Source organism: Accumulibacter sp. (genome assembly GCF_029255145.1).
Classification (GTDB): Bacteria; Pseudomonadota; Gammaproteobacteria; order Burkholderiales; family Rhodocyclaceae; genus Accumulibacter.
Map to the genome: position 1 here is coordinate 19,960 of NZ_JAPUVQ010000131.1, position 19,841 is coordinate 39,800.

General features: G+C 65.3%; 18 protein-coding genes. 3 read left to right on the top strand and 15 right to left on the bottom strand.

Annotated elements, in window-relative coordinates:
- The 7 genes from Q1L50_RS15550 to Q1L50_RS15580 all read right to left on the bottom strand — a co-directional run bounded on the left by Q1L50_RS15550 (position 1) and on the right by Q1L50_RS15580 (position 9,199).
- Positions 1-1,323 (bottom strand): diguanylate cyclase, encoded by a 1,323-nt coding sequence (locus tag Q1L50_RS15550; RefSeq protein WP_300340306.1) that lies wholly within the window; start codon positions 1,321-1,323, stop codon positions 1-3.
- A gap of 271 nt (positions 1,324-1,594) precedes the next feature.
- Entirely contained in the window at positions 1,595-2,041 is a 447-nt protein-coding gene (locus Q1L50_RS15555; protein WP_300340309.1) for a response regulator, read from the bottom strand.
- Between the two features lie 124 nt (positions 2,042-2,165).
- On the bottom strand, positions 2,166-3,818 hold the full coding sequence (locus Q1L50_RS15560) for an ATP-binding protein (protein ID WP_300340312.1): 1,653 nt from the start codon (positions 3,816-3,818) through the stop codon (positions 2,166-2,168).
- 611 nt (positions 3,819-4,429) lie between these two features.
- Positions 4,430-5,197, bottom strand: a complete 768-nt coding sequence (tpiA, locus tag Q1L50_RS15565) for a triose-phosphate isomerase (RefSeq protein ID WP_300340315.1) — start codon at positions 5,195-5,197, stop codon at positions 4,430-4,432.
- A 73-nt stretch (positions 5,198-5,270) separates the two neighbouring features.
- On the bottom strand, positions 5,271-6,527 hold the full coding sequence (gene pgk, locus Q1L50_RS15570; RefSeq protein ID WP_300340317.1) for a phosphoglycerate kinase: 1,257 nt from the start codon (positions 6,525-6,527) through the stop codon (positions 5,271-5,273).
- Positions 6,528-6,774: 247 nt separating this feature from the next.
- Positions 6,775-8,538: a carbamoyltransferase gene (locus Q1L50_RS15575; RefSeq protein ID WP_300340319.1), complete on the bottom strand. Its 1,764-nt coding sequence runs from the start codon at positions 8,536-8,538 to the stop codon at positions 6,775-6,777.
- 157 nt (positions 8,539-8,695) lie between these two features.
- Positions 8,696-9,199, bottom strand: a complete 504-nt coding sequence (locus tag Q1L50_RS15580) for a dual specificity protein phosphatase family protein (RefSeq protein ID WP_300340322.1) — start codon at positions 9,197-9,199, stop codon at positions 8,696-8,698.
- A gap of 159 nt (positions 9,200-9,358) precedes the next feature.
- Between Q1L50_RS15580 and otnI the strand changes: the two genes are divergently transcribed.
- Complete coding sequence (gene otnI, locus Q1L50_RS15585; RefSeq protein WP_300340447.1) at positions 9,359-10,147, top strand: 2-oxo-tetronate isomerase; 789 nt, start codon at positions 9,359-9,361, stop codon at positions 10,145-10,147.
- A gap of 116 nt (positions 10,148-10,263) precedes the next feature.
- Here otnI and Q1L50_RS15590 read toward each other — a convergent pair whose 3' ends face one another.
- From Q1L50_RS15590 to chrA, 4 genes are all read right to left on the bottom strand, one after another.
- The gene (locus Q1L50_RS15590) at positions 10,264-10,653 is read right to left on the bottom strand and encodes a PEP-CTERM sorting domain-containing protein (protein WP_300340324.1); all 390 of its coding nucleotides are present in this window, start codon (positions 10,651-10,653) and stop codon (positions 10,264-10,266) included.
- 87 nt (positions 10,654-10,740) lie between these two features.
- On the bottom strand, positions 10,741-10,941 hold the full coding sequence (locus Q1L50_RS15595; protein WP_300340327.1) for a hypothetical protein: 201 nt from the start codon (positions 10,939-10,941) through the stop codon (positions 10,741-10,743).
- 96 nt (positions 10,942-11,037) lie between these two features.
- Positions 11,038-11,235: a hypothetical protein gene (locus Q1L50_RS15600; RefSeq protein WP_300340330.1), complete on the bottom strand. Its 198-nt coding sequence runs from the start codon at positions 11,233-11,235 to the stop codon at positions 11,038-11,040.
- Positions 11,232-12,461, bottom strand: a complete 1,230-nt coding sequence (gene chrA / locus Q1L50_RS15605; RefSeq protein WP_300340332.1) for a chromate efflux transporter — start codon at positions 12,459-12,461, stop codon at positions 11,232-11,234. Before chrA ends, Q1L50_RS15600 begins: the two co-directional genes overlap by 4 nt.
- A 313-nt stretch (positions 12,462-12,774) precedes the next feature.
- Here chrA and dksA point away from each other — a divergent pair, with 313 nt between their 5' ends.
- Positions 12,775-13,206 (top strand): RNA polymerase-binding protein DksA, encoded by a 432-nt coding sequence (gene dksA / locus Q1L50_RS15610; RefSeq protein ID WP_300340335.1) that lies wholly within the window; start codon positions 12,775-12,777, stop codon positions 13,204-13,206.
- Positions 13,207-13,212: 6 nt separating this feature from the next.
- On the opposite strand, the gene Q1L50_RS15615 is transcribed toward dksA, so the two are convergent.
- From Q1L50_RS15615 to mtnA, 3 genes are read right to left on the bottom strand one after another with little or no spacing between them, the layout of a single operon-like run.
- The gene (locus Q1L50_RS15615) at positions 13,213-14,841 is read right to left on the bottom strand and encodes an NAD(P)/FAD-dependent oxidoreductase (protein WP_300340336.1); all 1,629 of its coding nucleotides are present in this window, start codon (positions 14,839-14,841) and stop codon (positions 13,213-13,215) included.
- Between the two features lie 38 nt (positions 14,842-14,879).
- On the bottom strand, positions 14,880-15,551 hold the full coding sequence (locus Q1L50_RS15620; protein ID WP_300340339.1) for a class II aldolase/adducin family protein: 672 nt from the start codon (positions 15,549-15,551) through the stop codon (positions 14,880-14,882).
- Complete coding sequence (mtnA, locus tag Q1L50_RS15625; protein WP_300340341.1) at positions 15,544-16,629, bottom strand: S-methyl-5-thioribose-1-phosphate isomerase; 1,086 nt, start codon at positions 16,627-16,629, stop codon at positions 15,544-15,546. Before mtnA ends, Q1L50_RS15620 begins: the two co-directional genes overlap by 8 nt.
- 174 nt (positions 16,630-16,803) lie before the next feature.
- Between mtnA and Q1L50_RS15630 the strand changes: the two genes are divergently transcribed.
- On the top strand, positions 16,804-17,394 hold the full coding sequence (locus tag Q1L50_RS15630; protein ID WP_300340343.1) for a DUF3617 family protein: 591 nt from the start codon (positions 16,804-16,806) through the stop codon (positions 17,392-17,394).
- A 30-nt stretch (positions 17,395-17,424) separates the two neighbouring features.
- Here Q1L50_RS15630 and Q1L50_RS15635 read toward each other — a convergent pair whose 3' ends face one another.
- The gene (locus Q1L50_RS15635) at positions 17,425-19,773 is read right to left on the bottom strand and encodes a fatty acid cis/trans isomerase (protein ID WP_300340346.1); all 2,349 of its coding nucleotides are present in this window, start codon (positions 19,771-19,773) and stop codon (positions 17,425-17,427) included.
- Positions 19,774-19,841: the final 68 nt, after the last annotated feature.

Here is a 19,841-nt window from a genome sequence, read left to right on the forward strand (position 1 = left end):
TCAGACTTCCTCCGTTTCAACCAGCTCGCGGAAGAACCGGTAGCAGCCGCGCCCCGCCTTCTTGGCGTGGTACATCGCGGTATCGGCGTTCTTCAAGAGCCGGGTGACCTCTTCGCCGTGTTGGGGATAGACGGCGATGCCGATGCTGGTCGAAATCTCGATGCAGTGCGGACCGATGACGAACGGGCGACCGAGCGCGGCCAGGACCTTTCCGGCGACCACCACGGCATCCGCGGCCTTGTCGATCTGCGCCAGAAGAATCACGAACTCGTCACCACCGAGGCGAGCCGCGGTGTCCGACTCTCTGGGCGCGCACACCCGCAAGCGCAGGGCCACTTCCTTGAGCAGCAAATCGCCGATGTCATGACCGAGGGTATCGTTCACCGGTTTGAAGTTGTCCAGGTCGAGGAACAGCACAGCCAACGTTCCACGCTCCCGTCGCGCCTGCGCCAAGGCCTGGAACAGGCGGTCGGTAAGCAGCATCCGGTTCGGCAGGTCGGTCAGCTGGTCGTGATGGGCAAGGTGCTGGACGCGCTCATCGGTGGCCTTGCGTTCGGAGATGTCCTGCTTGATGGCCACGAAGTGCCGAATTCGCCCATCCGCGTCGGTCACCGGCGAGATGGTCAGCGCCGCATCGAAGAAGCTCCCGTCCCGGCGCCGATTGACCAGTTCGCCGCTCCATACGCGGCCGGCGAGAATGGTCTCCCACATCGCCTCGTAGAAGTGCGCGTCCTGCTTGCCCGAGCTGAGCAGTTCACCCGGACTGCGACCGACGATATCGGCCAGTTCGAAGCCGGTCATCTTGGTGAACGCCGGATTCGCCCATTCGATCGCCGAATTGACGTCGGTGATCACAACGCCGTTGGCCACCGAACTCAGCGCCGCTTCGAAGAGGCGCAGTCGCGATTCGAGCCGCTGACGAACCAGTGCGTGCCTTATTGCCCGCCCAAGCGCGTCGTGCTGAAACAATTGGCCCTTGAGCAGGTAATCCTGCGCACCGGCCTGCAGGGCCGCCTCGGCAAGCTGGTGGTCGTCCTGGCCGGTAAGAACGATGATCGGCACATCGGGCACCACGCCGCGCATTGCCTGTACCGTGCCGATCCCCGCCGAGTCGGGTAGCGACAGGTCGAGCAGCACCACGTCCGGGCGCTTGGCCGCTGCCGCAGCGCTGCCTTCGGCGAGTGTCCGCACCCAGAGCACCGGGTCGGGCTCGCCGACTCGCCTGAGGCCGGCGAGGCGGACGTTGGTCCGGATCAGCCCCGCGTCGCCGCGATCGTCCTCGATCACCAGAATCGAAAACCGTTGTCGGGCCGCCTTGTTCATACCCTATCCTCCGCCTCGCCCCTGGGGGCCGAGCATCGCCGGCGAACGCACCAGGGTTTGCCGCCCCGAGTGCCCGATTCACCTTGCCTGACCGCCGAAGTCATCGGCCATTGTCCAGCAATTTCACCAGTTTGCACCACTACGCGGGCAAAGGACGCAAAGTATCGGGCAAATGCCGTGCATCGCCAACCTGAGCAAGCACTGACGCCGCCTCGGCGCCGACGGCCACGGGCAATGCGCGCCGTTCCGGATGCCTTCCACGGGCCCGCGCTCATTGGCGTTCAGGGAGCTTCACCAGGGACATCCAGTAGTCGGTGAGCAGCCGAATGCCGCTGATGAACTCGTCGACATCGAGCGGCTTCGCAAGGTAGCCGCTGGCGCCTAGACGGTAGATGTCGCGCACGTCGCGGTCGACCTCCGAAGTGCTCACCACCACCACCGGGATGGCACACAGCGCGGGATCCTGTTTGATCGCCACCAGGAACTCCCGGCCGTCCATGCCAGGCATGTTGAGATCGAGCAGGATCAGATCCGGCCGTACCGCCGTGGCAAAACGTTCACCTTCCCGCCGCAGGTACGCCAGCGCCTCGCGGCCGTCGACCAGATGCCGCACGTCGGCTTCGACCCGGTTCTGGTCCAATGCGAAGATGACCAGACGTGCGTCAGCCGGCTCGTCCTCGGCCAGCAAGATCACAAAGGGCTGCAGACGCTTGCGCACGGTCAGCGTTTCGCTCGGACGATAACCATCAACAGCGCATCCTCCGCCCGGCCGAGCGGCGCGCATCCGCGACTGCTATGGGCAGCCAGGCCGCTGGCCCGCGCCGGGTGATTTGCGGTAGCGATCACTCGCCCTCCGGCGCCAGCGGCAAGGACACACAGAAACGGCTTCCCTGCCCCTCGCCAGGCGATTCGGCCCAGACGCGCCCGCCATGGTGTTCGGCAATCTTGCGGCAAAGCGCCAGGCCGATGCCGCTGCCCTCGTACGAGGCCCGGCTCTGCAGTCGCTGGAAGACCTGAAACAGCCGTCCGAGCTGTCCTGGGAGGATGCCGAGACCATTGTCGGCGACGGTCAGCAACCAGTTGCCGTCGGAAACCCTGCTCGACACGCGGATCTCCGGGCGCCGTCCGGCGACGCGGAACTTGGCCGCGTTGGCGATCAGGTTCTGGACCAGGCGCAGCATCTCGTCGGGACAGACCAGCGCCCGTGGCCAGCGGCCGCGCACGCTGATTCTGGCTTGCGCTTCGGCGATTGCCGGTTGCAGGAAGAGTAACGCTTCGTCGACGATGGCCCGGCTGTCGACCCACGCCGGTGGCTCGCCCAGGCGACCGACCCGCGAGTACTCGAGCAGCGCCACGAGCATCCGGTCCAGGCGCTTGGCGCCGTCGATGGCAAACTTGAAATGCTCCCGCTGCTCGTCGTCGAGCTGCTCGCCAAGGCTGATCCCGAGCAGCTGCAGGTAGCTGGAGATCATCCGCAGCGGCTGACGCAGATCGTGCGATATCGCATAGCTGAATTGTTCCAGCTCCGCGTTCGAGCGTTTGAGTTCCTCTTCCGCCTGCTTGCGCTCGGTGATGTCCTGGGTGGTGCCCAGGCTACGCAGAGGCCGGCCGTCGGCGGCATAGGTCAGATCGGCCTGCTGGCGAACGTGGCGAAGCTTCTGGCCGACGATGATCCGGTGCTCGTGTTCGAAGGGCCCGGCCTTGCCGAGCGCGGCATGCCAGGCCTCCTCCAGAGCGCTGCGGTCCTCCGGGCAGACACGGGCCAGATAGCTCTCGTAGCTGCCGATCGTCCCCTCTGGCAGGCCGAAGATCCGACAGGTTTCCGCCGACAGGCGCATCTGGTCGCTCACCAGATCATAGGTCCAGCTGCCGACGTGCGCGACCGACTGCGCCCGGATCAGGTTGGCCTCGCTGTCGCGCAGCACGCGCAGGGTGTCATCCAGTTCCCGCACCTTCTGCTGCAGATCGCGCTGCAGGAGTTCGTGCTCGCGAATCAGCCGGTGCGTGCGGATCGCCGAGCACACCGAGACGTAGATCCGATCGGCGTTCAGCTCGGACTTGAGCCAGTAGCCGTCGATCTGGTAAGCGCTGACTACCTCGCGCTGTGGCGCGTAACCCGGCTGGCCGGTGATCAGAACAATCTGCACGCTTCGATTGGCCAGATCGTCGCGAATGTGGCGCACGAGATCCAGTCCGGCCCGATCGGATTCCATCACCACGTCAAGCAGGATCAGCGCGATGTCGGGATGGGTGGCGAGCACGACACTCGCCTCCTTCGCCGACGACGCCTCGAACAGCTGCAGGCCGCTGCCTTCGATGACCACTCCCTGCAACGCCAGACGGAGGACCGCACGAACGTCCGCTTCGTCGTCAACCAGCAGCACCTTCCAGGCACTGGAACGCGACAACGTGGCCCCCGCCTGGTCTACGTCCGCGGCCGACCAACCGGGCAGCAGACCCGCCAGCAGGTCGGGATCGTCGATCTTGTCGCTCACCGCAAACGCCGGTGGCGACCCGGCTCCGATCGGTGCCGACAACCGTCGCCGCGACGAAACAGCACGCTGTCGTCCTTCGATCGGGCGTACGTCATCGCCACCGTCAGGGCGGCAGCCGGTCTCGTTCCCCACCTTGGTCGTTCGCATTGTCTGCCGCTCCGCATTCTGCCCGGCGCCGCATCACCCCGGGATCGCCCTCGGTGGCCGTCGATCGGACCGGGATCGGTGGTGCCGACGCCCGCCGCCGGGCGAATGGCTCGAAGACGCACCATTGCCACCAGTTGGCTAATACGGCACCAAAGCTCAGGACTTTAGGGGCGTGCAGTGCCTGTGTCGCGTTCGCGAGGCCTGACACGAGCCACCGCGGAAGTGCAAAGTCTACACACTACACATTACATATCAGTCTATTACAGACCTTTGTTCGCGCCAAATATCATTTGTGGTGTGGCCCCGAAAGAATCTGGCTGCGTGCCCATGAGAGCGCCAGCGATAGGCTCGCGGGGAGCAGCAAAGGCGCGGCGAGCCACGCCGCTGAACGATCACCGCCGGCCAGAACAAAAAAAAAAACGGGGACCGCGATGCGGCCCCCACGTTCCAGCCGTTCGCACGACTTACTTGCTGAGCGACTCGCCCGGCGTGATGATCCCCAGGAAGCTGTCGGCCTTGAGCGCCGCACCGCCGATCAGGCCACCGTCGATGTCCTTCTGGGCCAGCAGGCCGGCAGCGTTGTCCGGCTTCATCGAACCGCCGTACTGGATGCTGATCGACTGCGCGACGTCGTCGCCGAAGAGCTTGGCCAGCAGGCCACGGACGAAGGCGTGCGCTTCCTGCGCTTCGGCGTCGCTGGCGGTAACGCCGGTGCCGATCGCCCAGACCGGCTCGTAGGCGACCACGGTACGCAGCGCGTCATCGGCCGAGAGGCCCGCGTAGGCGCCGTTAACCTGCGTCGTCAGCACGCTTTCGAGCTGACCGCCCTGGCGCTCGGCGAGCGTTTCACCGATGCAGACGATCGGCCCCATGTCCAGCGACAGAACTTTCTTGACCTTCTTGTTGACCGTTTCGTCGGTCTCGCCGAAGTAGGTCCGCTGCTCCGAGTGGCCGATGATCACCAGATCAACGCCAATCTCCTTGAGCATGTCGGCGCTGACCTTGCCGGTGAATGCACCCTGGTTTTCCCAGTGCACGTCCTGCGCGGCGAGCTTGACGTTGCTGCCCTTGACCACTTCGGCGACCTTGGCCAGTGCGAGATAGGTCGGGGCGATGGCGACGACGACGTTCTTGATTTCCCTGGCGGCGGCGACCACGTCGGCGGCCAGCTTGACGGACTCGGCGACACTCTTGTTCATTTTCCAGTTGCCGGCGATAACGATTTTACGCATGGTATTCCTCATGGGTGTTTTGGATGGTTGGCCGAACGAGCAGGCCCTGGCACGGCGCCAGGGCCTGCTGTCGCTATTTGTCAGAGAGCGCGGCGACGCCGGGCAGGACCTTGCCTTCGAGATACTCGAGCGATGCACCACCGCCGGTCGAGGTATGCGTCACCTTCTTCTCGGCGCCGTATTTCTTGGCAGCGGTAGCGGTGTCACCGCCACCGATCACCGTGGTCGCACCCCTGGCGGTGGCCTCGACGATGGCGTCGGCCATTGCCCTGGTGCCGGCTTCGAACTTGGCGAATTCGAAGACGCCCGCCGGACCGTTCCAGATGACGGTCCTGGCGTTGACGATGGCGTCGACAAACACCTTCGTCGATTCGGGCCCGCAATCGAGTCCCAGCCAGCCTTCCGGGATACCATCGACATCGTTGGCCGTGCCGGTGCTGGCGTCGGCGGCAAACTTGTCGGCGATGATGAAATCGGTCGGCAGCAGGATCTGTTTGCCGTTCTCCCGGGCCTTGGTCATCAGCTCAGGTACCAGCTTGGCGCCTTCCTCATCGTACAGCGAGCTGCCGATCGGCATCCCGGTGAGGACTTTCTTGAAGGTGAAGGCCATCCCGCCACCGATGATGATCTGGTCTGCCTTGTCGAGCAGGTTGTTGATCAGCTGAATCTTGTCGGCAACCTTGGCGCCACCGAGGATCGCCAGCAGCGGCCTTTTTGGCGATTCGAGAACCGCCGAGAAAGCCGCCAGCTCCTTGTTCATCAGGTAGCCGGCGGCGCGTTCAGGCAACTGCACACCGGTCATCGACGAGTGATCGCGGTGCGCGGTGCCAAAGGCATCGTTGATGTAGACGTCGGCAAGCCTGGTGAGCGACGCGCGGAAGGCCTTGACGTCGTCGGGGTTCGCCTTGACCTTGCTGACGATTCCGTCGGGGCCCTTGACGGTGCCCTTGCCTTCTTCTTCGATGTGGAAACGGAGGTTCTCGAGCAGGATGATTTCGCCCGGCCTGATCTCGGCACAGGCGGCCTCGACATCCGGACCGACGCAGTCGGAAAGGAAGCTGACCGGGCGCCCGAGCAGGTCGGCAAGGGCGGTCGCCACCGGCTGCAGGCTGTATTGCGGCATCACCTTGCCGTCGGGACGGCCAAGATGCGACATGAGAATGACGGCAGCGCCCTTTTCCAGGGCGTATTTGATCGTCGGCAGCGCCGCTTCGATGCGCTTGGTATTGGTGATCGCTCCGGTAACCTTGTCCTGAGGAACGTTGAAATCAACGCGAATCAGGACGCGCTTTCCTTCCAGGGCGAGATCTTCGATGAACAGTTTGGACATGATTTCCTCGTAAGTGAGTTGCGGTTAATTAACGGGAGGGCTAAGGATGGAAAATCTCATGGTGTCTCCGTTTCGGCCACAAAACGACCCCTCAACAGGCCACTTCCAGCCGCTCTGTCGAGACAACCAAATATGGGGGACGGCGTTTCGAGCACGCAGACGAAGTATCCTTGGCGCCGCTGCCGGAGTCAAATGCGCGTTGGCCAGAACGCGATGGCCAGGATCGACTGCCGAGGCCGCTGCCCGCCTAGCGGCCTGACGGCACGGCCTCGGTGTCGCCCCCGGTCTTCACGACCAGCAGCTCCTCCATCACGAGATATTCGAGGTCCGACCCGAAGAACATGTTCAGCGCGTCGGTCGGTGAACAGATCATCGGTTCGCCGCGGCGGTTGAGAGAGGTGTTGAGCACGACGCCGTTGCCGGTCAGCTTCTCGAGTTCGACCATCAGGTCGTAGTAGCGCGGGTTGAATTGTCGTTGCAGCACCTGCGCGCGCGAGCTGCCGTCTTCGTGCACGACTTCCGGAACGCGCTCCTTCCAGCCATCGGCAACCTTGAAGGTAAAGGTCATGAACGGCGCCGGATGATCGCTGCCGAGCATCTGCGGACCGACGCTGTCGAGCATGCTCGGGCAAAATGGGCGCCAGCGCTCGCGGAACTTGATCTGCGCGTTGATCCGGTCGGCAACGCCGGCAACGCTCGGGCAACCGAGGATCGAACGGCCACCGAGCGCGCGCGGACCAAACTCCATCCGCCCCTGGAACCACGCGACAGGGTTCCCCGCCACCAGGATGGCGGCGATTTCCTGCGGCACCTGGCTCAGGCGTCGCCACTGAGGCTGCGCCGGATGGCGGGCACAGGCGGCGATGACGTCTTCATTGCTGTAGGCCGGCCCGAGAAAGACGTGCTCCATCTTCTCCACCGGCACGCCCCGCTGCACCGACACCCAGGCGGCCGCGCCAAGCGCCGTGCCGGCGTCACCCGACGCTGGCTGGACGTAGAGTTCCTGGACATCCGGGCGAGCGATGATCTTCTGGTTGAGCTTGACGTTCAACGCGCCGCCGCCCGAAAAAGCGAGTCGGCCGGTTTCGCGCAGAATGTCGCCAAGGTAGTGCTCGAGCATCTGCAGCGCGAGATCCTCGAAGAGCTTCTGGATGCTCGCAGCGTAGTGAATATAGGGGTCGTCGGCGACGTCTCCCGCGCGCTTCGGACCCAGCCACTCGACCAGTTTCGGCGAGAAGTAGTAGCCCTTGCCTTTTTCCTTGTAGCGGCGGAAGCCGATCACGTTGGCGTAGTCGGTATTGACCGTCAGTTCGCCGTTCTCGAAGTTAGCCAGACGCGAGAAATCGTAGCGCTGCGGATCGCCATAAGGCGCCATGCCCATTACCTTGTACTCGCCGTCGAGCATCTCGAAGCCGAGGTACTCGGTCAATGCGCCGTACAGCCCGCCGAGCGAATCCGGATCGTAGAACTCCTTGATCTTGTGAATCCTGCCGTTCTCACCGTAGCCGAAGAAGGTCGTCGCGTACTCGCCTTTACCGTCGATCCCGAGAATCGCTGTTTTTTCCGCAAATCCCGCACAGAAGTAGGCGCTGGCCGCGTGCGCCAGGTGGTGCTCCACCGGCACGATTTCGGTCTTCCTCAAATCGAAACCGAGCTGCAGCAGGCACCACTCGATGCGCCTGCGATAGCGATGGAAACGCCGGTTACCGGTCAGAATGGCGTCGAGCGCGCGCTCCGGCGCGTACCAGTAACGCTTGGCATAATGCCAGCGCGCCGGCTCCAGAAGGCTGATCGGGGCAAAGGGAATCGCTACTGCATCGACCTCGGACGGCTTGACACCGGCGAACTCCAGACAGAACTTCGCCGCCTCGTACGGCATGCGGTTCCTGGCGTGCTTGTCGCGGACGAAACGTTCTTCCTCCGCCGCGGCAACGAGTTTGCCATTGATGTACAGCGCTGCCGAAGGGTCGTGGGTCAGCGCGCCGGAAAGTCCAAGCAGGATCAGAGCCAAGGTGGGGGTCTCACAGGGTCACACCGACGACCGGGAAGCCGACAGGCGGCTGGCCGACGAAATGCCCGAGTATACCTGCACCGGCGTCGCTTCTGTGCGCTCTGCGCGGTCGCCAGCGAACCCCGGCCGCCTGCTCACCAACGCGCTGGCGGTCCACCTACACCGGTGCGGGAAGCCGTGCCAGATACTCCTGATGAACCGCCAGGCTCAGGGCCTTTGGCCGCAGCGCTTTGACAGCCTCCATCGCCTGCTCCCTGGAGTAGCCGCGTTCGACCAGGATCTGCGCCGCCATCAGGCCGGTGCGGCCGGAACCGCCCTTGCAGTGGACGGCAATCTTCCTGCCTGCGTCGAGGAACTGCTGCACGGCCGCTCGCTGCACCTGCCAGGCGACGGTAAAATCATTGGCTGGCGCGTGGTCGTCGTCGATTGGCAGGTGAAACCAGCGCAGACGGTGTTTGGCGCAAAGCGCGGGCAGGTCGGTCACCGAATTGCCCGCCATTTCGGCGTCCGGCATCAGGGTGATCAGAGCGTCGGCACCCGCTGCCTTGAGTTGCTCGACCGCGGTCTCGGTGTCCACGCCGCTGGTGCCCGGGCAAGGGGTGAGGATCAGGCCGGCGCCGTGTTCGGCCAGCGGCAGCAAGTCAGAGGGATGCGTGTTCATGGCCTAACCTGTGATCAATGGATTATCCTGCCGACTGCCCCGGCAGCGACCAGCCGCCAGGCGACAGCTGCGGATTCTACCTGAGTTGGATGAGCAGATGATGCGCGGGCGCCGGAGGCCGGCGCAGCCCACCTCGCATTCTGCAACCAAGGGATGGACATGCCAAAGTTTGCCGCCAACCTGAGCACGATGTTCAACGAGGTTCCCTTCCCGCAGCGCTTCGCCGCCGCGGCAAGGGCCGGCTTTCGTGCCGTCGAGTTCCTTTTCCCGTATGAGCACGGCGCCGCCGAAGTCGCCGGTTGGCTGCGCGAGAACAGGCTCGAAAACGTGCTCTTCAATTTGCCGCCGGGCGACTGGGCCGGCGGCGAACGCGGGCTGGCGGCGCTGCCAGGTCGCGAGGCAGATTTTCGTGCCAGTGTCGACCGGGCGCTGGACTACGCGCTGGCGCTGGGCACCCGACGCCTGCACGCGATGGCCGGGGTGCTGGTCGTCGAAGCGCAGCGGGACTACCGTGCAGCGTGCCGCGAGACCTACTTCGACAACCTGCGGTACGCCGCGCGAGAACTGGCGAAGCACGATCGAACGCTGCTGATCGAGCCGATCAACGGTCGCGACATGCCCGGCTATTTCCTCAACAGTCAGGCCGACGCGCACACTGTCCGTGACCTGGTGGGCGAGCCCAACCTCAAGGTTCAGATGGACTTCTACCACGCTCAGATCGTCGAAGGAGACCTGGCGACCACCTTCAGGAAGCACTTCGCCGGGATCGGCCACGTGCAGGTCGCCAGCGTCCCGTCCCGCCACGAACCGGACGACGGCGAGGTCAATTATCGCTATCTCTTCAGGCTGCTCGACGAGCTTGGCTACGACGGCTGGGTGGGTTGCGAGTACCGCCCGCGCGGCAGGACCGAGGATGGTCTGGGATGGTTGCAGGCGGCGACCCGGTGACGACCAGACGCACTGTCCAGAGGGTGGTGACGGGCGGCGATGACTGCGGCGCGCATGCAGCGTAGGAAAGGGAGGCGCTTGCCTGCCTCCCGCTCCGAACCCATCTGTCTGCGCGACTAAGCGCGCCGACGACCAAGCAGCCCGACCAGCCCAAGACCCAGAAGCAAGGCCGTACCCGGCTCCGGGACATCGAAGCTGATCGACGGGAAGTGGAGAAAGCCCGGATCGATGCTGTCCGGCCCGTTGCCGTGGATGATCGTGAAGCCGCTGGTATATGCTGCATACGTCACGTCCGCGCTTTCGGAATTGCTTACGCCGTTGGGCGGGAGAAGCTGGTTGCCGGATGCCGTGACCCCACCATTGAGATTTGAAAATGTCGCGCCGGGAGAGAAGGTCAGCAAATCCCAGTACTGGAAGTTGCCCTGCGGCCCGTGGTTGATGTTCAGGATGCTGAAATGGATGTTCTTCACGGCCTGGGAGAAGGTGAATTGGTACTCGTGAAACACATCGTCCGCCTGGCCCGCGTTCCGACCGATGTTCAGTCCGCTCCCCGACGGTCCGTCATTGACGTCATGACTGCCGGCGCCGAGGGTTCAGGTAAGGTCGACGCCGGAGCCGTCGATATTGCTCCAGGTGAACGAGCCGTTGTTTTCAAGGGTGTTAAAGCCGTACCCTTGCGAGTTGAAATTCAGCGTGAACGGAGTGGCATGCGCATTGACCGCCAGACAGCTTAGACTGCTGACGATGGCCACTGCCAAAAAGGACCTGCAGGATTTGCTTCGATGCTCGGACATGATCAGCTCCTCTCCCCGGCGGGGGAATGTGTGATGCGTGCACGGTATTGCACACGACGAGCGGGTGGCAAGCAGATTTCATGGCACTAAAACGAATCATCGAATTATCAGGATCTTGCAGTGACCTGCCGTGGTCTGCTCCTTGGCGAGTTGTAAATTTTCCCGACACTTCCCGCTCACCGAGAACAGTGTCGGGAAGTCCCCCGCGGTCGGGCGAACAGCAAACGGCTCGCCGTATCGCCACCGGAGCGAGGAATCATCCGGCACGGCGATCGCGCCGGGCATCGCCTTCATGCCGCCACGCCGAGCGCACTCAGCAACCAGCCGGCAACGGCGCTGCCGAGTACCACCAGCCATGGCGGCAGCTTCCAGAAGATCAACGCGATCAGGGCGACCAAGGCCAGGCCGAAGTCAGCCGGCTGGCGGATCGCGCTGGTCCATACCGGGTGATACAGCGCTGCCAGCAGCAAACCGACAACCGCGGCATTGACGCCAGCCAGCGCCGCTTGCGTGTGGCGACTGCGCCGCAACTGCTCCCAGAACGGCAAGGCGCCGCAGACCAGCAGGAACGAAGGTATGAAGACCGCGATCAGGCAGATCAGGCCGCCAAGCCAGCCGCTTGGCGGCTCGTTCATCGATGCCCCGAGAAAAGCGGCAAAGGTGAACAGCGGGCCCGGGACCGCTTGCGCCGCGCCGTAGCCGGCGAGGAAGGACTCGTTACTGACCCAGCCGCTGGGCACCACCTCGGCCTGCAGCAGGGGCAGGACCACGTGCCCGCCGCCGAAAACCAGTGATCCGGCCCGGTAGAAGGCGTCGATCATCGCCAGCGTGCGTTCTGGCCATGCCTGCGCCACGACCGGCAGTCCGACCAGCAGTAGCAGAAAAAGCGCCAGCCAGAAACAACCGCCGCGGCGACTGATCGTCATCGGCAGCGGCTCGTGCGCCGCGTCGGGCGCGCCCTTGAACAGCAGCAGCCCCAGGAAGCCAGCGACGACGATCACCCCGACCTGCCCCGACGCGCCTGGCCAGGCCAGCACGGCGCAGGTCGCGACCGCCATGATCGTGATCCGCGTGGTACCGACGCACAGGTTGCGCGCCATTCCCCACACCGCTTGCGCGACAACCGCCACGGCGACGACCTTGAGGCTGTCCAGCACCCCGGCCGGGACGGCATCGCCCCAGCTTGAAATGCCGAGCGCAAAGACGATCAGGGCGACCGCCGACGGCAAGGTAAATCCTGTCCAGGCGGCCAACGCGCCGGCATAGCCGGCCCGCGACAGTCCGATGGAGATTCCCACCTGACTGCTCGCCGGGCCGGGCAGGAACTGGCAAAGGGCGACCAGATCGGCGTAGGCCCGATCGCTGAGCCAGCGGCGGCGGTTGACGAACTCGTCCCGGAAGTAGCCCAGGTGCGCCACCGGGCCACCGAACGAGCTGAGTCCAAGCCGCAGAAAGATCAAGAAGACCGTCCATGGCCTGACCGGCTCGATTGCCGCGTTGTCCGTCGGTGGCGCTGTCATCGCTCGATACCTCCCGCTCGTGGATGGCTCCCCGGAATGTTAATCGAAGGGCGATGGCGGCGTCGAACGATCAGCAAGGGAATCAGCCGCCGGCTCGCTGGCAGACGCCAGCGCGTGCTGTCGCGTGTCGGGGGCGGGCGCCAGGTGGCGGCGCTACCGGTAATCAGCCTGCGGCCCCGTCTATGCCCCCGCCACGCAATGCTATAACATGCTTCGCCAGTGGCAAGATCAAGGCGACAGCTGTCGAGCACACCGCGACACGCGGATCTTCCCGGTGGCCGGTGCCCAATCAGTCAGTGATGGAGCAGGAAACATGAACAAGCTTGCCGATCAAGTTCGCACCGAGACCGAGGCGACGCTGCGTGCAGCCCCCCCGGATGAGTACATGTCGCCCGAACAGCTGGCATTCTTCCGCCGGCGGCTGCTCGATGAAGAAAAGGCGCTGCTTTCGGCGGTGAAAGAGACCGCCGGCCACCTGCAGGAGAGCGAGACCAGTTCCGACTGGAACGATCGCGCCAGCGCCGAGGAAGAGCACACGCTGGAACTGCGCGTTCGCGACCGCGAACGCAAGCTGCTCCAGAAGATCCGTGAAGCGCTGCGCCGCATCGACGACGGCAACTACGGCTGGTGCGAGGAAACCGGCGAGCCGATCGGCATCGCCCGTTTGCTGGCGCGACCCACCGCGGCGCTGTGCCTCGAAGCGCAGGAGCGTCGCGAGCAGGCCAAACGCCGCTTTGGCGGCTGAGCAGGGTCAGCGCACGCTGGCCGCCAGCGCAGACCTGTCGTTGAGCATCTCCCGCGTCAACGCCTCGGCCACCCGGATCCCGTCGACGCCGGCCGAGAGAATGCCGCCGGCGTAACCGGCGCCCTCCCCGGCGGGATACAGGCCCCTGACGTTCAGGCTCTGGAAATCGCTGCCGCGGGTGATGCGCAGCGGCGACGAAGTGCGTGTCTCGACCCCGGTGAGCACCGCATCGGCCATGTCGAAGCCCCTGATCTGTCGTGCAAAGGCCGGCAGCGCTTCGCGAATCGCGGCAATCGCGTATTCCGGCAGGGCGCTGGCGAGATTGGTCAGGCGAACGCCCGGCCGATACGAGGGAATGACCGTCCCCAGACGCGTGGACGGCCGGTCGGCGAGGAAGTCCCCGACCAGTTGTGCCGGTGCCTCGTAGCTGCCGCCGCCGAGTTCGAAGGCACGGCTTTCCAGCTGCCGCTGCAGGGCAATGCCGGCCAGCGGCCCGCCCGGGTAGTCGAGCGGCGTGATGCCGACGACGATGCCGGCGTTGGCGTTGCGTTCGTTGCGCGAATACTGGCTCATGCCGTTGGTCACCACCCGCCGCTCTTCCGAAGTGGCCGCCACCACCGTTCCGCCGGGGCACATGCAGAAGCTGTACACCGAACGCCCGCTGTGGCAGTGATGCACCAGCTTGTAGTCGGCGGCGCCGAGCAGCGGATTGCCGGCGTGCCTGCCGAAACGAGCCTGGTCGATCAAGGCTTGCGGATGTTCGATGCGCAAGCCGATCGAAAACGGTTTGGCTTCCATGAACACGCCCGCACCGTGCAGCATCTCGAAGGTGTCGCGGGCGCTGTGGCCCAGCGCTAGGATCACCTGCTCGCCGACGAGTTGCTCGCCGGAAGCGAGGCTCACGCCGCGCAGCCGCCCTTGTTCGATCGTCAGACCGGTCAGCCGCTGCTGGAAGCGGACCTCGCCGCCGAGGCGCTCGATTTCGCGCCGCATCTTCTCGACCATGGCGACCAGCCGGAAGGTGCCGATGTGCGGTTTGCTGGCGTAGAGGATCTCCTCGGGCGCGCCGGCCTTGACGAATTCCTCTAGCACCTTGCGCCCGTGGTGCTGCGGGTCCTTGATCTGGCTGTACAGCTTGCCGTCGGAAAAGGTTCCGGCGCCGCCTTCGCCGAACTGCACGTTCGACTCGGGATCGAGCACCTTCTTGCGCCACAGCCCCCAGGTGTCCTGCGTTCGCTCGCGCACCGCCTTGCCACGCTCCAGGACGATCGGCCGAAAGCCGCTCTGCGCGAGAATCAGCGCGGCGAAAATGCCGGCCGGGCCGAAGCCGACGACGATCGGCCGCGACGCCAGCTTCGCCGGCGCTTGCCCGACAAAGTGATAGCGCATGTCCGGCGTCGGCTGCAACCGGCGGTCAGCGGCGAACTTGCCGAGCAGCAGTGCTTCGTCGGCGACCGCGACGTCAACGCTGTAGCTGAAGACCAGCGCGCTCGCCTTGCGCGCGTCGTGGCTGCGCCGGAAGACGCTGGTCGCGCCGATCGCCGACCGGGGAATCCCCAGGCGGGCGGCGACCGCGACCGGCAGCGCTTCCGGCGGATGGTCGATCGGCAAGCGGATTTCGCTGATCCGTAACATGCTCGCTGGGTACTCTCCTGGGAAGCGTGCGCTGGCGCTCAGGCCTGCTGGCCGTAGCTGGCGAACTTGCCGAGTACGGTGCGCATCTCCGCGGCATCGAGCAGCACCGGCTCGCCAAGCTGGCAGGCGCGCCAGTACTGTTCGCAGAGCGCTTCGAGTTCGACGCCAAGATCGAGCGCCTGCCCGAGATCGTCGCCGAACGCCAGCATGCCGTGGTTGGCCAGCAGGCAGGCGCGACGATCGGCCATCGCCGACAAGGCCGCGTCGGACAGCGCCTGCGTGCCGAAAGTCGCGTAAGCGGCACAGCGCAGGCTGTCGCCGCCAAAGCGCGCGATCATGTAGTGGAAGGCCGGAACGTCGCGGCGCAGGCACGCCAGGCTGGTGGCGAACGGCGAATGGGCGTGCACGATCGCGCCGGCCTCCGCGCGATGGCGGTAGAGATCGCGATGGAAGCGCCATTCGGACGACGGTTTGCGACGCCCTTCGGCGGTTCCGTCGAGGCGCATGAAAACGATGTCTTCGCTTTCCATGGCTTCATAGGCCATCCCGGTCGGCGTGATCAGGAAGCCCCCGCCCCGCTCCCCGGCGCGCACACTGACATTGCCGGCGGTACCGCGGGTGAGGCCGGCAGCGGCCATTCGGCGCGCGGTATCGATCAGCTGCTGGCGAAGATCAGTCGTCCGGTCATTCATATTCATCTCGTCATTCATCTCGTTTTTCCGGGTACAGTGCCCGCAGCCCTTCGCGGCTGGCCGGACACCAACCGCGCTCGCTGATCAGCGCGGTGATCAGACCAGCGGGCGTGACGTCGAAGCCCGGGTTGGCGACCGCTTCGGCGAGCGGCAGTTGCCGCAGTTGCGAGGCGAAGCCGGCAGCGTCGCAGCCGTGCACCAGGCGCAACTCGTCGGCGGCGCGCTCCTCGATGGGAATCGCCGCGCCGTCCGGACAGCAAAAATCGATCGTCGAACGCGGCGCAGCGACGAAAAACGGCACGCCGGCCGCCCGGGCGGCCAGGGCCTTGAGGTAAGTGCCGATCTTGTTGGCGACGTCGCCATTGGCGGCGATCCGGTCGGCGCCGACAATCACGGCGTCGATCCCGCCGCCCGCCAACAGCGCGCCGGCCGCGTTGTCGGCGATGACGGTATGCGGCACGCCGTGCTGCGCAAGTTCCCAGGCGGTCAGCAATCCCTGGTTGCGCGGACGCGTTTCGGAAACCCAGACATGCGCCGCCAGGCCCTCGTCGAACGCAGCGTAGACCGGCGCCAGCGCCGTCCCGTAATCGACGGTGGCCAGCCAACCGGCGTTGCAGTGGGTCATGATCTCGAGCCGGCCGTTCCCGCCGCTGCACGAACGAAGCAACGGCAGCGCGTGCCGGCCGATCCGGCGACACTGGTCGACGTCCTCGTCGGCAATCCGGGCCGCTTCCCGCCAGGCCACCTCGGCACGCACCGAAACTGGCAGCGGCGTCAGACAGGTCTGTATGCGCGCCAGCGCCCAGCGCAGGTTCACCGCCGTCGGCCGGGTCGCGGCCAGCGTCTCGACGGCGGCCAGCAGCGCCGCGTCGTCGGCCTGCCGCATCATCGCCAGCGCCACGCCGTAGGCGGCGGTGACGCCGATCAGCGGCGCCCCGCGCACCTGCATGCTGCGGATCGCCTGTGCCGCGTCTTCGACGCTGGCCAGCCGCAGCCAGCGATAATGGTACGGCAGCGCGGTCTGGTCGATGACGTCTACGGCAAGACCATCGGCCGCCGGCCGGATCGTTCGCGTGGGCATGCCATTCACTTTCATGACCGGCATTCTACCAGCGGCGTGCCGAGTCGCCAGGCCGCCGACGACAGCTACGGCTTGCCGCCGCCACCGCCGGCGCCAATCCCCCGGCCCGACACACGCTGTCCCGGTCGATTACGGTTTAACATCCAGCAACTAGCCGACGATCCGCCCTTTCATCAACCCGGAGCACGCATGCAACCTGCCGCCAGACCCGCTACCCGTCGCAAGCCTCACACCGCATCACTGCTGCTGCTCGCGCTGGCGGCGAGCAGCCTTGCCGCCAGCGTGCACGCCGCCGAGCTGCCGAAACGCAAGCCTGGCCTGTGGGAGCTGAACACACAGATGGAGGGCATGCCGTCGATCGGCGCGATCCAGCAATGCATAGACGCCAGCACCGACGACCTGATGATGCAGAAGGCCGCCAAGGAAAAACACCAGTGCAGCGTCCTCGACATCAGGATGCAGGGGAACAAGGCGACCGTTCATTCGGTGTGCAAGGTCGAGGGCAGCACGGCGACGACCGACGCAAGCTTCGTCGGCGCCTTCGACTCCGCCTACAAGGGCAGGATGTACACCCGTTTCAGCCCGCCGATGCACGGCATCGGCGAATCCAGGATGACGCTCGATGCGCGCTGGATCGGTCCGTGCAAGCCCGGCCAGAAGCCGGGCGACGTGACCATGCCGAGCATGGGAGAAATGAACATCAACGAGATGCTGAAGGACCCCCGGATTCAGGAAATGATGAAGGACCCGAGGGTGCAGGAGCTGATGAAGCAGCAGTAGTAGTGGTAATCGCGCCGCCTACGGCGGCGGTCAACGATTCTCCAGGCGGTTGTAGTCGAGCAGACCGGCACTGACCGGAGCGAGCTTCAGATGCGCGTCCTGAAGCTCGTCGCTGGCCTGCCAGAAGGCGGGGTCGCTGCGACGAACGACGAAGCGGTCGGCCAGCGCCCGGTAATCCGCCTCCGACGACAAGCCGCCGATGGTGTCGGCCAGGGCCTTGATCTGCGAGCGCTGCAGGCGGTAGATGGCGCTCGGATAGGCGCCGATGAAACCCGGTACGACGGTCAGCGTGTTCTCTGCCGGCAACAGCTCGAGTCCCTCGCGGAGCAGGCTGGAGACGCTCCGGTGGCCGGTATTGCGCAGCAGGGTGAAGTAGCGCGGCGGCCGCGGCGGATCTTCCAGTCGGACGAAAACCACCTCGGGAATCCACGACAGCGCCGCGCCGCGCAGAGCGGCCAGCGCCGCCAGGTCCTTGCGCAAGGCCGCGTCGGCCACTTGCGAGAGATCGTACTGGTGCTCCAGAACCGGTGCCAGGCGGCTCTGGAGCATGCTGTACAACTCCTGCTGCGGGTCGTCGGTGCGATAGCGGATGCCGGTCTGGACGTCGAAGCTGGCCAGCGTGCCGTAGACATGATCCTTGACCTCCTGGCTGGCACCGCGATACCAGAAGTCACGGACGGCTTTACGGTCGTCGCGCGGCAGGTAGGCGATGAAGTTGAACTCGCCCTCCATCCGCAGGAAATCCATGTACAGCCGCGACAGCAACTGGTGACCGACGTTGCCATAGACGTCGTAGCCGGCAACCAGCAGGTAGTGGATACGTTCGAGCAGTCCATAGCCGATCACCCACGCCGTTTTCGGCGGGCCGCCGACCAGGCCCTTGACCACCGAAGCGTTATCGAAGTGGCGGAAGACGGTCAGCGCCGCATTCGGGTTGTTGCCGTCACCGTTCCAGATCCACTGCAGCGTCGGCCCGGTGCTGGTCGCCGCGTAGTGATCGAGGAATTTCGACTTGGCCTGCAGGTATTTGGCTTGCAGTTTGGCGTAGTCACGCCAGGGGCCGATGACCTTGGCGTCACTGCCCTGCGCCGCCGGCAAGGCGAGCAGACTGGATTCGCGGTCCAGGAACTCGCCGGCCTTGCCCTGCAGGTCGGTATCGGCAAGAAAGAACACCCAGAAGCGATCCTCGATGACGTTCAACGCCACCTGGCCGCGACAGACCGGCCCCTTGATGAAGCCCATGATGGTGAACTCCGCCTCGTCGCGCATGAATTGATAGCGCGCGGAGGTCGGTAGCGCCTGGAAGGTCACGAAAGGATTGGACGCCACCTGCAACGCATAGGACGGAAGCTCGTCGACCGCGTAGTCGGGGTCGAGAAAGATCTGCCGCCAGCGTGCCATGCGCTTGGCACCGAGCGCGTACGGCAAATGGGTCTTGTCGACGATCGTCTCCTGTTCGCGCTCCAGGCGGTAGTAGACGCGCTCGACCCCCGGGTCGTCATACGGCCGGCGGCTGGCGATCAGGTCGATCGGCTGCCCCGGCGGCGTTCGCGACCGGACCATCCGGAAGTAGTGGTGTTGGGCGTCACTGTCAAAGTAGAGGTGGGCCAGGAACAGGTGTTCGTAGATGTAGCGACTGACCAGCCGTTGCTTCAGCGAGTCGCCGTTCAGGAACGTCTCCCAGTCGGCGACCTGCTGGCCAAGCTGCGCCGGCAGCGGCGGCAGCCCCTCGAAAGGCGCCCCGAGTTCGAGCCAACGGCTCAGGGTAGCCAACTGGCCATCGCTCAGACCCGGCAGCCCGAAGGGCATCCCCCACAAGGGGTTCTTGCGCTCGAAGGCGTCGTACTCGTCGATCCGCGGGCACTGCTGCGCGCGGTCGAGCGAGAAGTCGAAGGTCTTGGGCAGGATCGCGGTTGGTGGCAAAGGGTGGTCCTGCTTGAGCTTCAGTGCGCGATACAGCACGCTCGCCGCGAGGTTGGCGGTCGGCGTCTGCTCGCGCTCGTTGAGTACCGCCGAGAAGCCCTTGGCGCGCCACTGCGAAGTGCTCTGCGCATCGGTGAACAAACGCGACGGCTGGGCCTCAAGCAGGCGCCCGCTGTCGTAGACCTGCTCCTTGCTGGTGCCGCGGGCGACCCCTTCCCAGGCGGTGAACTTGAGCTGGCACGGACCGTCGTAACACGCGTGGCAGACCACGCAGCGGCGCTCCAGAATCGGTTGCACATCCTTGCGGTAGGAGAATCCGGGCGGTGGCGCAGCCGGCGTATCGAAGCGCGCCGGGTCGGGCGAGCCGTACTCCTCGTTGAGCGTGTGCCGGGTCAGCGCGGCGCAGCCGCTGAGCACGACGAGCAAGACGAGCAGCGATTTCCAGGTGATGGTCATGAGCGGATTCCTCGGCGGTTGCGCAGCGCTGGTGGCCGCTGGCCGGCAGTCCACGCCGGCAACGGTTG

Bases quoted from the DNA above. Each gene is read 5' to 3' on its own strand.
- Q1L50_RS15550 (WP_300340306.1), bottom strand. From the start codon at position 1,323: ATGAACAAGGCGGCCCGACAACGGTTTTCGATTCTGGTGATCGAGGAC.
- tpiA (WP_300340315.1), bottom strand. From the start codon at position 5,197: ATGCGTAAAATCGTTATCGCCGGCAACTGGAAAATGAACAAGAGTGTC.
- pgk (WP_300340317.1), bottom strand. From the start codon at position 6,527: ATGTCCAAACTGTTCATCGAAGATCTCGCCCTGGAAGGAAAGCGCGTC.
- Q1L50_RS15580 (WP_300340322.1), bottom strand. From the start codon at position 9,199: ATGAACACGCATCCCTCTGACTTGCTGCCGCTGGCCGAACACGGCGCC.
- otnI (WP_300340447.1), top strand. From the start codon at position 9,359: ATGCCAAAGTTTGCCGCCAACCTGAGCACGATGTTCAACGAGGTTCCC.
- Q1L50_RS15595 (WP_300340327.1), bottom strand. From the start codon at position 10,941: ATGTCCGAGCATCGAAGCAAATCCTGCAGGTCCTTTTTGGCAGTGGCC.
- Q1L50_RS15600 (WP_300340330.1), bottom strand. From the start codon at position 11,235: ATGAAGGCGATGCCCGGCGCGATCGCCGTGCCGGATGATTCCTCGCTC.
- chrA (WP_300340332.1), bottom strand. From the start codon at position 12,461: ATGACAGCGCCACCGACGGACAACGCGGCAATCGAGCCGGTCAGGCCA.
- dksA (WP_300340335.1), top strand. From the start codon at position 12,775: ATGAACAAGCTTGCCGATCAAGTTCGCACCGAGACCGAGGCGACGCTG.
- Q1L50_RS15615 (WP_300340336.1), bottom strand. From the start codon at position 14,841: ATGTTACGGATCAGCGAAATCCGCTTGCCGATCGACCATCCGCCGGAA.
- Q1L50_RS15620 (WP_300340339.1), bottom strand. From the start codon at position 15,551: ATGAATGACGAGATGAATATGAATGACCGGACGACTGATCTTCGCCAG.
- mtnA (WP_300340341.1), bottom strand. From the start codon at position 16,629: ATGAAAGTGAATGGCATGCCCACGCGAACGATCCGGCCGGCGGCCGAT.
- Q1L50_RS15630 (WP_300340343.1), top strand. From the start codon at position 16,804: ATGCAACCTGCCGCCAGACCCGCTACCCGTCGCAAGCCTCACACCGCA.
- Q1L50_RS15635 (WP_300340346.1), bottom strand. From the start codon at position 19,773: ATGACCATCACCTGGAAATCGCTGCTCGTCTTGCTCGTCGTGCTCAGC.